Below are 13,866 nucleotides of genomic sequence, written 5' to 3' on the forward strand. Positions count from 1 at the left end.
CGAGTCCCCCGAAGCGCAGCCTCGGGGGACTCGTTCTTTTAGCGCCATAGCTAGCCCTTGAATTCCGGCAGGTGGTTCCAGAGCCGGGAAAACTCGGCGGCGTACTGGTCCACGATGAATGGGTCAGCTGATATCAGGAAGTTTTCGAGGTTGAACTCGGCGGCGGAGCGGGTCCAGTTGTAGCTGCCGGTCAGTACAGCCCGGTTATCGGCCACGGCAAACTTATGGTGCATATGGTTCGTGGATTGGTCGGTGCGCACGGGCACGCCGGCCTCCCGCAACTGCCGGACGTCCGAGCCCCGGTCAAATAGCTTTTCATCGTCAGTGAGCAGGCGCACCCGCACCCCGCGCTGGTGAGCAATCAGAATAGCATCGGTCAGGCGGTCATCGGCCACGGTGAACACGCACAAATCCAGGGTGTGCTGCGCCCCAATGAGAAACTGGCGGATGGCGGCCACGCACTCATCGTTGGGGCTGAAATACACCTGGGCGCTGCCTGTGCGGGCTCCCGCCGGGGTCTTCGGAGGTGCGGCGGCCGGGGGAGGTAATAAGGCACTGGCCGCCTCCAGCCACTCAATCACCGCTTTATCCTTGAACGTGTTGAACCGCTCCTTAGCCAGCTCAAACAGCTGGTGGCGCAGGTGCTCCACGTTGCCGTGCTGCTGCTGAAATGCGGTGAGCTGGTCGCGGAGCTGGCGGGCTTCGGTGGGGGATAAGTTAACGTCGGCGAAAGCCTGGCGAAACTGCCGGAGCAGATCTGCCTCGGAAGGAGAGGACATGACAGGGAGTTAGAAAGTAGGAAGTAGGAAGTAGCAATTCTGCTGGCTGCAGAAGGGCATCTGCCACATGTTCCTGAGCCTGCCGCAGGGCCTCCGCGGAAGGCTCATGCAGCACCCGGGTAAGGCCGGGCGTGGGGTGGGCGGTATCGGCATCCCAGAGGCCGGCGTGGTGCCAGGGCGTGAGGTGGTCCCAGTCGGGCCGGTCGATGATGGGGTAGAGGCACACGCCCAGCAGCGGTACGCCAGCCTCCAGCGTTCTGGCAGCTTCGTGGGCAATCATGCGCAGCCAGGGGGCCCGGTCGTGGCCAGGATGGCTGGTTTCGGTGAGCACCACGGGGCGGTTGTACCGGCGGTGGGCCCGCTCCAGCAGCGCACTCAGCGGCCAGAAGCGCGGGTCGTGCAGCTCGTTGGCCCAGCCCAGGGTCTGGCGGGGCTCGTGCTGCCACTGGTTATCGTAGTAATAGTTGAAGCCCAGCAAATCCAGGTACTCGGGGCGGCCGCCCAGCTCGGGGCAAAGCCGGCCGGCCAGCATATCCACACTCTGAAACTGGTTGAGGTCGAACTCCCGCACCCGGCGCAGCTCAGTCGGAGTAGCGCCCAGCCGTGGCACAATGTGAATCAGTGGCTCGGTGGTGAGGATACGGATGGTGGGGTCGGCTTCGCGCAGAGCGGCCACGCCTTCAATGTAAGCCCGCATCAGCCCCCGCTTCACCTCCCAGCCCTGGCCCACGCAGTAGGGCGAGGTGCCGCGCACATCACCGCCGAGCCAGCTCATGAAGCTCACCTCGTTGATGGGTGTTACGATGAGCGTTTCCTCGGGGCAATGCTCCCGGTAAAATGCCACGAAAGCCCGGCACAAGTGCGCAAACCGGCGCGCAAACAGCGGGTGCAGGGGCGTCAGGTCGTCGGGGTAGCCGAAGTGGCACAAGTCCCATACCTGCTGCACACCGTGGCGGCGGCCGGCCTGCAGCAGTGTCAGCACGGTGCTCCAGTCATAATTGTACGGCGTTTTCTCCACCTGGCTCCACCGGATACCCTCGCGCACGGTGTGCAGGTTCATGGTTCGGATGGCCGTATAATCTTCGTCCAGCAGTTGCAGGTGGCCGGTCAGGGTCAGAAAATCAACGCGGTGCCCGAAGGCATTTTGCTGGTCGGTGCATTCAAACCCCGCCATCCAGAAAGACCGGAACGGTGAATCAGCCAAAAGGTCGTTTTGCATAGCGTAGGTAGTAGAGGGCGAAGGCTAGATCTGGGGCGAAGGGAAATCGGTAACGGAAGGGTGGCGGTTTTTGCCCGTCAGGCCCTTGGCCTCCACGAAAATACGTTTGAACTCGGGGTGCTTGGCCCGGATGGCATCCTGCAGGCGGTCCACGGCTTCCTCCACCTCATTGGCCGAAAGATGGTCATGAAACTCCACGTCCAGGGCCAGCACCACATCGTGGGGACCCATGTACATGGTGAGAGGGCGGCGCACTTCTTCCACCCCGGACTGGGCGTGGGTCAGGGCCTCCAGGCTGTCGAGGGTTTCGTCGTCTACACCTTCGCCCACCAGCAGTCCTTTGGTTTTATAAATCAGGAAGATGGCTACTGATACCAGCAGCAGCCCGATGCAGATGGAGGCGGCCCCATCGAACAGCGGATTGTTGAGCAGGTGCCCGAAAAATACCCCGGCCAGGGCAATAACCAGCCCGGTGAGGGCGGCCATGTCCTCCATCAGAATGGCGAAAATGGAGGGGTCCTTGCTGCGGCCCAGCGTGGTCCAGAACCCGGCGTCGCCGCGGGTTTTGTTGAACTCCCGCAGGGCCAGGAAGCAGGAAATACCCTCAAACACCATGGACAGCCCCAGCACCACGTAGTTCCAGGTGGGGTCGGTGATGGGGGCGGGGTGCTTGAGGTGCTCCACGCCTTCGTAAAACGACATGCCGCCGCCCACGGAAAACACCAGAATAGCTACAATCAAGGACCAGAAATACAGTTCCTTACTGCGCCCGAAGGGGTGGCGGGCATCGGCGGGCTTCTCCGACTGCCGCACGCCGTAGAGGATGAGCAGGCCGTTGCCGCTGTCCACCAATGAGTGAATACCCTCCGACAGCATGGCCGAGCTACCCGTGAAAAAAGCCGCGACAAACTTGCTGATGGCAATGGCGACGTTAGCCCCGATGGCCCCGTAAATGGCAATTTTGGAAGAAGAAGTACCGGCCATGCGCTGCGTTAAATGAGCTACTGGTACGCGCCACGGCCGGCTGGGGTTGGCGGCAGCGCGGGGCCGGGCCGGCCCCGCGCTGAACAATTGCCGCGCCCGTGGCTTTCACAACTCCAAACCTCTGCCTCTATGCCCCACGCTACTCCCCCTGCCTCCCCCGAAACCACTGCCCCGCTCCGTCGCCGCCTGGGGCTGGTGCAGGCCACGGCCCTCAACATGATTGACATGGTGGGTATCGGGCCCTTCGTGACGCTGCCGCTGGTAATGGGGTTTATGGGGCCCAACTTTCTGCTGGCCTGGGTAGTGGGCGCGGCCCTGAGCCTGGTAGATGGACTGATCTGGAGCGAGCTGGGCGCGGCCTACCCCGAAGCCGGCGGCTCCTACCGCTTCCTGAAGCTGGCCTACGGCGAGCATACCTGGGGCCGGCTGATGTCGTTTCTGTATGTGTGGCAAACCCTGGTGCAGGCTCCGCTGGTAGTGGCTTCCGGGGCCATCGGGTTTGCGCAGTATTTTGGGTACCTGGTACCCCTCACCGAGTGGTGGCAGCCCAAGCTGGTTTCGGGCGTGGTGGTGCTGCTGCTCATTGCGCTGCTCTACCGCCGCATTGAGGAGGTGGGCCGGCTGGGCGTGCTGCTGTGCGTGGGCGTGCTGGGCCTCATGGGCTGGCTGATTTTTGGGGGACTCATGCACGCTACTCAGCCGGTGCAATGGCTGCCAACGGGGGGCGTGGGGGCACTGCCCGGGGTTCTGTTGTCGGCTGCTATGGGTCAGGCCACCGTCAAAACCATTTACAGCTACCTCGGCTACTACAACGTGTGCCACCTGGGTGGGGAGGTGCAGGAGCCCCACAAGCTGATTCCGCGCAGCATCTTCCTGAGCATTCTGGGTATTATGGCCCTGTACCTGCTGCTGAACTGGAGCGTGGGCTCAGTTATTCCGTGGCAGGAAGCCGGGCAGTCCGAGTTTATTGTGAGCACCTTCGTGGAGCGGTTGTATGGAGCCACCGCCGCTAAAGCCGCCACGGCGCTGGTGCTGTGGGTGGCGTTTGCCTCACTGTTTGCGGTGCTGCTGGGCTACTCCCGCATCCCGTACGCTGCCGCCGCCGATGGTGAGTTTCTGCCGGTATTCGCCCGCACCCACCCTACCAAACACTTTCCGCACGTGTCGTTGCTGCTGCTGGGCGGTGTGGGTTTTGTGTTTAGCCTGCTGTTTAAGCTGGGGGAGGTTATCAGTGCCATTCTGGCCATGCGCATTCTGGTGCAGTTTGTGGGCCAGGCAATTGGGGTAGTGCTGCTGCGTCGCCGCCGGGGCACGGCGGGGCTACCGTTCCGGATGCCGCTGTACCCATTGCCGGTGGTAGTAGTGGTAGCAGTATGGCTGTGGGTATTCAGTAGCATTCAGGAGGGTATTGAAATCAGCTGGCCCTTCGGTGGGAGCGGCTCTTTTTTCCTGCCGTTCCAAGTGGCGGCCCTGCTGATGATGACCTTGGGCAGCATCGTTTTCCTACTCTGGAGCCGACAGCGGCAGGTTTGGCCTTTTCAGCGAAATCACACTACATAAAAGCCTGAATTAAATTTTTATTAATTAGTAAAATTTATATATTGTTTTGTCCTATTCTGCTAAAACTCCCTTCGCCATGGTTCCTGCTATTGATCAAGAAATATTAGAAGGGCTTAATGCTTGGGTGCATAAGTCGGCTGCTTTCGATGAGTTTGTAGCCTTCCTGAGCTATAACAGCCTATTCAAAGGGGCTGTGTTTACTGTCATCCTGTGGTGGCGGTGGTTTCAGTGCGGTAATACCAGTCCGGGCAACCGGTGCCGACAGGTAGTGCTGGGAGTATTGGCCGGCTGCCTGCTGGGTATTGGCGTTACCCGCGTCCTGACACACATTTTCCCGGAGCGCCCCCGCCCGCTGCACAATACCGAACTGCACCTAATACCAGTACAGGAGCAGTTGTTATCCGACTCCGCCGATACCAGCTCGTTCCCCAGCGACCATGCCACCGTGTTTTTTGCGCTGGCTACGGGGCTGTTCTTCCTGTCGCGGCCGTTGGGCGTAGTGGCATTGGTGTACGTGGTAGTATTTATCTGTCTGCCCCGCCTGTATCTGGGGCTACATTACCCCACCGATCTGGCGGCCGGAGCCGTGGTGGGCGTAGCTACGGCCCTGGCGGCCAACCTGCCCGCCGTGCGTCGTCGGTTCTACGCACCCATTGTGAACTGGCAATACCTGCACCCCAGCCCATTTTACGTAGGGCTGTTTTTGATGAGTTACCAGCTGGACGAGATGTTCGGCGGCGTACGGCAATTCCTGAGCTTCCTGGCTTCCCGGTTCTAGGCAGCCGCTACTAGTCCAGCCACTTCTCGTAGCAGAAGAAGCGTAGCCCCGGCCGGAACGCCAGCGTGATTTCGCCGGCGTAGCGGTAGCCCAGCTTTGGGAATAGCCGCTGGGTTGCCTGGTTTTCGGAATTGGTATCCACCCGCACTACCCGCAGGCCCTGTTGCCGGGCGAGTACTTCCGCCTGGGCCAGTAAGGACGCCGCCAGCCCCCGGCCCTGCGCCGCCGGGCTCACGGCCAAGCGGTGCGTTACCAAAGCCGGTTCCGTCACGTCCCAATCAGCCTGGGCATACTCGGGGTCCTGGTCATTGTGGGTGAGGGCAGCCACGGCGGCAATCTGCCCGTCCAACTCCGCTACCCATAAATGGCCCCGCTCCACGTCGCGCCGGAACACTTCCTCGTTGGGATACTCCGCGGTCCACTGAAAATTACCGGCCGCCTGCATCAGGGGCACCACCCGGCGCACCAGCGCCAGAATAGCTGGTACATCAGCAAGGGCGGCAGGGCGCAGTGATGCAGGCATAGGGCGGCAGGAAAATGTTGGACAGTTGAAACCCAAAGGTAAACGGCCAACTCGCATTACTGGAAAACCGCCGGTTCAGTTAGCGGGCCAACTCGTTACGGCCTGCGTTCAGGTTCATAAACAGCGTAGGCCGCAGCAATTTGCGGGTTTGCAGGTAGCGGGTCATGAATGCCTGGCAATTGCCCAGCTTGGTGTCGGCTTCCTGCATCATCTGCGTGAATTGCCGCACAGAGGTCTGCTGACTTTGGTCCTGAATATGCACTCCGGCCAGCAGTGCCCGGGCCTGCTTAAAGTGCTGCGCAATGGGTGGTAACAGCTGCTGCAGCTCCTCGTCGGTTTTCTTCGGCAGAAACTGATGGTTATAATACTCAATGAAGTCGTTCAGCTTGGCAATACCAGCATTAAACTCATTTGACGCATCATTGTACGCGGCTATGTAAATGTGGCTCAGGTAATTGAACAACAAGGCGTTGCTGATGCCGGCTTGCTCAATGCGGCGGGTGCTGGCCTGCCGCTGCTGGCCCGGCGTCTGGCGCTCATACGCCGCCACCGAGTCGGCCACGCTGAACGGCCGGGCCGCCGGAGCCGGTGTGCTGCTCTGCTGAAACTGCCGGGGCGTCAGGGGCGTCGGCAACAGCTGCCACAGCGGGTCATAAGGCATGTGGCGGCGGATAAACGTGCTGGGTGGCACCCGGAAATACTCTTCCGTGAAGCGCGCCACATACGTATCATCACTCACATAGCCGGCACTCCAGGTCGGGTCCATCAGCGTCCATTGGCCGTCAATGCGGGTAGCGCACCAGGCATGCCCAACAGGGGCTAGGGCGCCGCTTTGCTGCTTGGTGTAGCCGGTTACCACGTAGCTTTTCAGCCCGGCCTGGCTGACTATGGCGTTGTACAGCTCCGCGTAATCCGTGCAGACGCCAGTCCGTTTCGCTAAGGCCTTGCGCACGGTCTGGACAGGTTCTTCGGTGAAGGAAATGACGTACATATTCTCCACGTCGTAGCGGATGTTGCGGGCCACCCACACAAAGGCCGCCCGGGCCTTATCGGCTTCTGAGGAGAAATTGGCCGTAATGAAGCGGGCCAGTCCGCCCACGGTGTGGGTCACTGAGTCAGGCACCTGCAGCATCCGGGCATCTACGCTTTGGTACATGTTGAGCGGAATAGTGCGGCGTGGTACCGGCTTCTGCGCCCGCGCCCGGTGTGCACTGCTGCTGAGTAGCAGCGCCACCAGCAAGAAGAAATAAAAATGCCTGCGCATAGGATAGAAAATGCCTGAACCCCAATATTCCAGGATACAAAAATGGGCAAATTCCCCGGAAGATTTCCGCAGAATTTGCCCATTGTGTGCCTGTTGTAGTAGGCCATTAGCCGCGCCGCAGCACTTCGGCAGCTTCCTTGGCAAAGTAGGTCAGAATAGCGTCTGCACCGGCGCGCTTGATGCTGGTGAGTACTTCCATCATGGTCTTTTCGCCATCGAGCCAGCCCTGCTGGGCGGCGGCTTTCACCATGGCATATTCCCCCGATACGTTGTAGGCCGTTACGGGCAGCTGCGTGTTGTCGCGCACTTCCCGAATCACGTCGAGGTAGCTCAGGGCGGGCTTAATCATCACCATATCGGCACCTTCCTGCTCATCGAGGGCCAGCTCGCGCAGGGCCTCCCGGCGGTTGGCGGGGTTCATCTGGTAGCTTTTCTTGTCGCCTTTCTTGGGGGCCGAGTCCAGCGCGTCGCGGAAGGGACCGTAGAAGGCGGAAGCGTATTTGGCCGTGTAGCTCATGATGCTCACGCCCGAAAATCCATTGCTGTCCAGCACGTCCCGGATCCAGGCCACGCGGCCGTCCATCATGTCCGACGGACCGATGATATCGGCCCCGGCGCGGGCCTGGGCCAGGGCCATCTGGCCCAGCACTTCCAGGGAAGCATCGTTTAGGATTTCGCCCGATTCGGCGTCCACAATGCCGTCGTGGCCGTCGGAGGAATAGGGGTCCATGGCCACATCGGTCATCAGCACCACGTCCGGAAACTGCCGCTTGATGTCGGCCACCGTTTTCAGGTACAGACCATCCATGTTGGCCGATTCCCGGGCCAGCCGGTCTTTCAAAGCCTCATTCACCTGCGGAAACGGCGCAAAGCTCTTGATGCCCAGCTCCACGCAACGGCCAATTTCATCGATAACCCGGTCGGCCGAAAACCGGTGAATTCCCGGCATCGACTTAATTTCAATCTGCTGGTTTTGGCCTTCGGTAATGAAAATCGGGTAGATGAAGTCGTGAGTCGCGAGGTGCGTTTCCTGCACCATGTCGCGGATAACCTGTGATTTACGGTTGCGGCGCGGGCGGTGCGTGGGTACGTTGGGCATCGTTAAATTCGATTGGTAAGACGGGATAGAACAGCCGAGGCAAAGGTAAGGTTGCAGCCGGACCAGATTCAACTCAGGGCCAGCCGGCTTTCTGCCACGCTACATATTGAAAAACTCCTGAAAAATCTCCAGCCAGGCGTGCTTGCCGCCAATGCCCAGCACCACAAAGTAGTAGCCCAGCAGCACCACCACGGCTCCCACGCCCAGGCCCAGCCAGCCACCCAGGGCCAGACCAGCCACCACTCCGCCTACCACAAGCAATGCACCCAGAATAATATGCAGGGTGTCGTGCCGCGACGGGGCCTGGGGCCGCACCAGAGCCGTAGCTTCCTGGGGGCGGCGTGGTGTAGCCGAAAGCAGCCGTCTGCCGGTTGCTAAAAGGCTTTTTTCTGCCGGCTTGGCAATTATGGCCGGCGCTTCGGACTTGGTTTTAGGCGGAGCTGAAGCAGAGCGGGAGAAAGTACTTGGAGCGGTAACAGAAGCCGGGTGTGGTGGCGTAGCTGGTTCAGGAACAACAGCACTAGTAGCCGTCGGCTCAGGCCGGAATGAAAAGGCAACCTGCTGGCTACGGCAGCTGCTGAGCAGCAGCAAGGCCAGCGCCCAGCCTACTCGGGTAATTGTTTGCATGCTCCAAGGTAGAGACAAACTGCCCGGCGTATCAACTTTGAGCAGTGTACTTCCGGTGTTTTCGACTATAAAAAAACGCCGCGCCTCACCCATAACGGGGAAAGCGCGGCGGCACCGGCAAAAAGAGGGGAGCGGTAAAAGCTGGCAGAAACGGGTATTCGAAACCGGATTATTGCTGCCGGAACGAGGCTGCTTCGGTAGCTGTCATGGTCACGCGGGTAGCCTGCGGGCCCTGCGAGTCGTGCAACAGCAGTATGGTGCTGGCAGAGTCAGTGGGAAAGGTATTAACGGCCCCGAATGTACGGGTAACCAGGGCAGCCCGGGTGGTCTGGCAGCTGGCCATTAGAGCAGTAAAACCACAGAACAATAGTACCCGAAGTGCACGCATAACCAGTAGAATTTGAGGCGGTAATGGCTCAAAGGTACGGCGTCGGCTACCCGCTCTGCCGGCTTCTTCGGTCAACCACCCCGGTTGGGCTGCCAGCGAAATAAAATCGTCGGTGGAGAAACTGTGTGCTCGGTGAACAGGCGAATAGCAACGACAAACGGCCTGCCCGGAGGCAGGCCGTTCAGGCACCATGGATCAGAAATCAGCTTAAAACTCTCGGATTACCTGCTCAATGATGTCGCAGGCTTCGTGCAGCTGCTCCTCGTTGATAACCAGCGGGGGCGCAAACCGGATAATGTCGCCGTGGGTGGGCTTTGCCAGCAGGCCGCGCTCCATCAGGGTCACGCACACGTCCCAGGCGGTGCGGCCATCAGCCGAGGGCTTGATGACCACGGCATTGAGCAGGCCTTTGCCGCGCACCAGCTCCACCACCTCGGGGCGCTGCTGCTGCACCCGGCGCATCCGCTCCCGGAATACTTCACCCAGCGCCTTGGCGTTGGCCGTCAGGTGCTCCTCCACCAGCACGTCCAGGGCAGCCCGCAGTACCACCGAGGCCAGCGGGTTGCCGCCGAAGGTGGAGCCGTGCTGCCCGGGCTGGATAGTGAGCATGATTTCGTTGCGGGCTAGCACCGCCGATACCGGCAGCACACCGCCGCTCAGGGCCTTGCCCAGAATCAGAATATCGGCGTGCACGCCCTCGTAGCACACGGCCAGCAACTCGCCAGTGCGGCCCAGGCCGGTCTGGATTTCATCGGCAATGAAGAGCACGTTGCGGGCTTTGCACAGGGCGGCGGCTTTGGCCAAGTAGCCTTCCGAAGGCACCATCACGCCCGCTTCGCCCTGAATGGGTTCTACCAGAAAACCGCACACGTGCGGGTCCTGCAGAGCCTCTTCCAGCGCGGCCAGGTCATCGTAGGGCACTACCTGGTAGCCGGGCATATAGGGCCCGAAGCCGCCGGTGGAGTCGCCGTCGGTGCTGAAGGAGATAATACCGGTGGTGCGGCCGTGAAAATTGTGTTCGGCCACCAGGATGCGGGCCTGGTTGGGAGCAATACCTTTTTCCTGATAGCCCCACTTGCGGGCCAGCTTGAGGGCCGTTTCCACGGCTTCGGCTCCGGAGTTCATCAGCAGGGCCTTATCGTAGTTGAACAGCTCGCACAGCTGCTTCTCGGCCAAGCCCAGCTGGTCGTTGAAAAACGCCCGGGAGGTAAGCGTCAGCTTCTGGGCCTGCTCCGTCAGCGCCCCGATAATGCGGGGGTGGCAGTGGCCCTGGTTCACGGCCGAGTAGGCCGACAGAAAATCGTAGTACCGCTTGCCCTCCACATCCCAAAGGTGCACACCTTCACCCCGGCTCAGCACCACGGGCAGCGGGTGGTAGTTGTGGGCACCGTAGTGGTCCTCCAGGGCCATCAGTTCCTGGCTGCGGCTGGCGGTGGCGGTGTCGGTAGCGGCGGGGTGGGACGACGACGACATAAACGAAATGGAATTGGGTTGGGGTTTTTTCAAAGCTACGGAAAACCCGGCCGGTTGATCAAGGCTGCCAGAGTAGGGGCCGGCCGGTGCCGACTATTCCTGCCCCGCCAGGCGCTCCTCCAGGTCCCAGTATTTGCCCAGGTAATTGCCTTCTTCCCGCCCGGTGGTGTACAGAAGCAGCCAATCCTGCACCGCACTTTCCGGCAGTTCAATGGGGGCAGATTGTGCGGCGGTTTCGGTTCGCATGATCTGGCCTTTCAGGGTCGGGCCCTGCCAGCCCAGTACCCGCACTACCAGCAGTTCCGGGGTGGCCGCCTCGTTCAGTGCCCGGGCCACTACATACAGCTGCGCTCCGGCCGGCAAGCCCTGCCGAAACTGCTGCCGGGCCCCACCAAGGGTGCGATGTGCCTCTTTCAGTGGCAGGGCTGGCAGAGTAGCCGGAGCCTGTGCTACCTTGCGCACGAGCTGCCAGGGTCCAATCGGCTCGGGCTGAGCCGCTGCTCCCAGTGGGCCGAAGCACAGGAAAAACAGAAGAGGCCGCAGAACACGCATATCAATAGCTGAAAAAAGGATGAGCAAGATAAGGGCTGCTGCCTCACCTTGGCCCCAATACGTAACTTGCCGCCTCACCCAACCCATTACCCGTGCCCCGTCCCACTCCTCAACCCCTCCAGCCCGGCGACTTTTATTACACGCCCGAAGGCTACATGGTGTTTACGGAGCAGTACCACCGCCGGCGAGGCTACTGCTGCTGCAGCGGCTGTCGGCATTGCCCTTGGCGCAGCACTGTGGGCAAAACCGAAAAGTAAAAAGCCAAGGCCACCGGTTTGTTTTGGCCCCGGTGAAAACCGGCCCGCGCCTCCACGGTCAAGGGATAAGCGGCCTTTATCCCGGCCAGTAGCTGCCGCAGCGCACCCGAAAGAGTAGCTTGTTTGCCCTTTTTGCCGGGTCTGGTTCAACTTCTTTTTCACCTAACCCGCTATTTTCCAGCGGGGCGGTTTGATTTCGAAATATTAATTACGATATTTGCGGCCCCGTTTTTCTGCTTTGTAACACTCAACTTTCTGATATCATGGCCCGTGTTTGTGACCTTACTGGCAAGCGTACCCGCGTAGGCAACAACGTTTCGCACGCCAACAACAAAACCAAGCGCAAGTTCTACCCGAACCTGCAGAAGAAGCGTTTCTACATCCCTGAGCAGGACGCCTGGGTTACGTTGAAAGTGGCTACCAGCACCATCCGCACCATCAACAAGAACGGCATCATGTCGGTCCTGAAGAAGGCGAAGGAGCAGGGCTTCATCGTATACTAGTTTCTCGCTCCGAGAAATTCAGTCGATTTTTTCGCGAAGCTTCCGCGGCTTAGCATTCGGGTTATCCTGAATGTAGCCGCGGAAGCTTCGCGTTTTTATATTTTCGGTTAGTGCTGCTTTCCCGGCTTCTCCGGTATCTTGGATGCGCGACCGGCCCACGCGCAACGAATGTGCGGCCGCGTAGTCTTTGCCCTGCTATGCCAACTCCCTTCATCTCCCGCGCTGTCCGCCCGCTGCTGCTGGCTGCTATGCTTGTAACGGCCGCGCCTGCTGCCCAGGCCCAGAGTTCTGCCAGTGCCGACCATCCGGCCGACCTACTGACCCCGGCTTTTCACAAGCAGCGCCGCGAGCTGGTGCGGCAGGCCATGCCGGCCGGCTCGGTGGCCGTGATGTTTGCCGCGCCGGTGCGCAACCGGGCTAACGATGTGGACTTCGTGTACCACCAGAACCCCGATCTGTATTACCTCACTGGCTATCAGGAGCCGAACAGTATGCTGGTGCTGTTCAAAGAACCGCAAACTGTGGGCGGCCAGACCGGTGTAACGGAAATGCTGTTTGTGGACCCCCGCGACCCACAGCGGGAGCAATGGACGGGCCGCCGCCTCGGTTCCGAAGGGGCCAAAAAGCAGCTGAACTTGCAGGCCGCCGCCGACAATAAGGCCTTTGCCACTGCCGGTATTAACTGGGCCGGTTTCACAAATGTGCTGTTCGCGGAATTGCCCGCTGACATGCGAGACGATACCCGTGACCCGGCCGACCTGTTCAACCTGGTAGCTTCGTTCCGGGAGCAGGCCGCCGTACCTGCCGATTTCAAGCCGCAGCAGTCGGACCTGTACAAGATCATTCAGCGGTACGGGGTCAGTAACGCAGCCAACCTGCGGCCTTACCTCGAAAACCTGACTAAGCAGAACCCCGGCGTAGCCCAGGATGCCTATGTGCAGAGTTATCTGAAGGCCACCACCGATGCGGAGCGCCAAAAAGCCGTGGCCAACCGCCTTTTGTCCCGCTTCGATACCAGTGTGCTAAATGACATTCTTAGTAACCTGCGGGCCGTGAAAACGCCCGAGGAGCTGGCGCTGCTGCGCCGGGCCGTGCGCATCAGCGCCGTGGGCCAGCAGGAAGTGATGAAGGCCACTACCCCCAACATGGGCGAAATGGAGCTGCAGGGCCTGCACGAGTATGTGTACAAAAAGTATGGAGCCGAGTTTGAGGGCTACCCCAGCATTGTGGGGGCCGGCAACAACGCCTGCGTGCTCCACTACATCACCAACGACAAGCCCCAGGTAAAAAACGACCTGCTGCTGATGGACTGCGGCGCGGAGTACCACGGCTACACCGCCGACGTAACACGCACCATTCCGCCCGGTGGCAAATTCAGCCCGGCCCAGCGCCAGATTTACGAGATTGTGCTGGCCGCCCAGGAGGCTGGCTTTGCTGCCTGCAAGCCTGGGGCTGAGTTTCAGGCACCCCATAAAGCCGCTCAGAAGGTGATTACTGATGGCCTGCTGAAGCTGGGCATTATCAGCAAGCCCGAGGAGGTGCGCACCTACTTTCCCCACGGCACCAGCCACTATCTTGGCCTGGATGTGCACGACCGGGGCAACTACGAGCCCCTGCAGGCTGGTAATGTAATTACCGTGGAGCCAGGTATTTATATCCCGGAAGGAAGCCCCTGTGACAAGAAATGGTGGAACATTGGCGTGCGCATTGAAGATGACGTACTCATCACCAGCAGCGGCTCCGAGAACCTCTCCCGCGAAGCCCCGCGCACCGTGGCGGAAATTGAGGCAATGATGGCCCGACCCAGTGCTCTGGATAATTTTAAGCTGCCAGTGTTGCGGTAAGTACTCCCGCTTTCCT

At 60.4% G+C, this 13,866-nt stretch carries 15 protein-coding genes; 5 read left to right on the forward strand and 10 right to left on the reverse strand.

The features are described from left to right. Positions 1-50: 50 nt before the first annotated feature. The 3 genes from EI291_RS00500 to EI291_RS00510 are packed head-to-tail and all read right to left on the reverse strand — an operon-like array spanning position 51 to position 2,982. Positions 51-779, reverse strand: a complete 729-nt coding sequence (locus EI291_RS00500; RefSeq protein ID WP_125417314.1) for a phospholipase D-like domain-containing protein — start codon at positions 777-779, stop codon at positions 51-53. Further along, entirely contained in the window at positions 718-1,998 is a 1,281-nt protein-coding gene (locus EI291_RS00505; RefSeq protein WP_240635315.1) for a glycoside hydrolase family 1 protein, read from the reverse strand. Before EI291_RS00505 ends, EI291_RS00500 begins: the two co-directional genes overlap by 62 nt. Before the next feature lie 24 nt (positions 1,999-2,022). Continuing rightward, positions 2,023-2,982 carry a cation diffusion facilitator family transporter gene (locus EI291_RS00510; RefSeq protein WP_125417315.1) on the reverse strand — a complete coding sequence of 320 codons (960 nt, stop codon included), beginning with the start codon at positions 2,980-2,982 and terminating at the stop codon, positions 2,023-2,025. 129 nt (positions 2,983-3,111) lie between these two features. Here EI291_RS00510 and EI291_RS00515 point away from each other — a divergent pair, with 129 nt between their 5' ends. Together EI291_RS00515 and EI291_RS00520 are read left to right on the forward strand one after the other, a co-directional pair. Then, positions 3,112-4,542, forward strand: coding sequence for an APC family permease (locus EI291_RS00515; protein WP_125417316.1), 1,431 nt, complete (start codon positions 3,112-3,114; stop codon positions 4,540-4,542). A 76-nt stretch (positions 4,543-4,618) separates the two neighbouring features. Continuing rightward, positions 4,619-5,320 (forward strand): phosphatase PAP2 family protein, encoded by a 702-nt coding sequence (locus EI291_RS00520; protein ID WP_125417317.1) that lies wholly within the window; start codon positions 4,619-4,621, stop codon positions 5,318-5,320. 10 nt (positions 5,321-5,330) lie between these two features. On the opposite strand, the gene EI291_RS00525 is transcribed toward EI291_RS00520, so the two are convergent. From EI291_RS00525 to EI291_RS00555, 7 genes are all read right to left on the reverse strand, one after another. Further along, complete coding sequence (locus EI291_RS00525; protein WP_125417318.1) at positions 5,331-5,843, reverse strand: GNAT family N-acetyltransferase; 513 nt, start codon at positions 5,841-5,843, stop codon at positions 5,331-5,333. 79 nt (positions 5,844-5,922) lie between these two features. Next, complete coding sequence (locus tag EI291_RS00530; protein ID WP_125417319.1) at positions 5,923-7,107, reverse strand: transglutaminase domain-containing protein; 1,185 nt, start codon at positions 7,105-7,107, stop codon at positions 5,923-5,925. 106 nt (positions 7,108-7,213) lie between these two features. Next, on the reverse strand, positions 7,214-8,206 hold the full coding sequence (gene hemB / locus EI291_RS00535) for a porphobilinogen synthase (RefSeq protein ID WP_125417320.1): 993 nt from the start codon (positions 8,204-8,206) through the stop codon (positions 7,214-7,216). A gap of 99 nt (positions 8,207-8,305) precedes the next feature. Next, on the reverse strand, positions 8,306-8,833 hold the full coding sequence (locus EI291_RS00540) for a hypothetical protein (RefSeq protein WP_125417321.1): 528 nt from the start codon (positions 8,831-8,833) through the stop codon (positions 8,306-8,308). 169 nt (positions 8,834-9,002) lie between these two features. Continuing rightward, complete coding sequence (locus EI291_RS00545; RefSeq protein ID WP_125417322.1) at positions 9,003-9,221, reverse strand: hypothetical protein; 219 nt, start codon at positions 9,219-9,221, stop codon at positions 9,003-9,005. A 207-nt stretch (positions 9,222-9,428) separates the two neighbouring features. Continuing rightward, positions 9,429-10,694, reverse strand: coding sequence for an ornithine--oxo-acid transaminase (gene rocD / locus EI291_RS00550; RefSeq protein WP_125418213.1), 1,266 nt, complete (start codon positions 10,692-10,694; stop codon positions 9,429-9,431). 93 nt (positions 10,695-10,787) lie between these two features. Continuing rightward, on the reverse strand, positions 10,788-11,246 hold the full coding sequence (locus tag EI291_RS00555) for a hypothetical protein (RefSeq protein ID WP_125417323.1): 459 nt from the start codon (positions 11,244-11,246) through the stop codon (positions 10,788-10,790). Between the two features lie 92 nt (positions 11,247-11,338). Here EI291_RS00555 and EI291_RS22690 point away from each other — a divergent pair, with 92 nt between their 5' ends. The 3 genes from EI291_RS22690 (at position 11,339) to EI291_RS00565 (ending at position 13,850) form a co-directional block, all read left to right on the forward strand. Continuing rightward, on the forward strand, positions 11,339-11,503 hold the full coding sequence (locus EI291_RS22690; RefSeq protein ID WP_170172441.1) for a DUF5522 domain-containing protein: 165 nt from the start codon (positions 11,339-11,341) through the stop codon (positions 11,501-11,503). A gap of 263 nt (positions 11,504-11,766) precedes the next feature. Further along, the gene (rpmB, locus tag EI291_RS00560) at positions 11,767-12,006 is read left to right on the forward strand and encodes a 50S ribosomal protein L28 (RefSeq protein ID WP_044003635.1); all 240 of its coding nucleotides are present in this window, start codon (positions 11,767-11,769) and stop codon (positions 12,004-12,006) included. Between the two features lie 197 nt (positions 12,007-12,203). Further along, a complete protein-coding gene (locus EI291_RS00565) occupies positions 12,204-13,850 on the forward strand; it encodes an aminopeptidase P family protein (RefSeq protein WP_125417324.1) in 1,647 nt (548 codons plus the stop codon). Positions 13,851-13,866: the final 16 nt, after the last annotated feature.

The sequence above is a fragment of the Hymenobacter rigui genome, from assembly GCF_003944715.1.
Taxonomy (GTDB): Bacteria; Bacteroidota; Bacteroidia; order Cytophagales; family Hymenobacteraceae; genus Hymenobacter; species Hymenobacter rigui.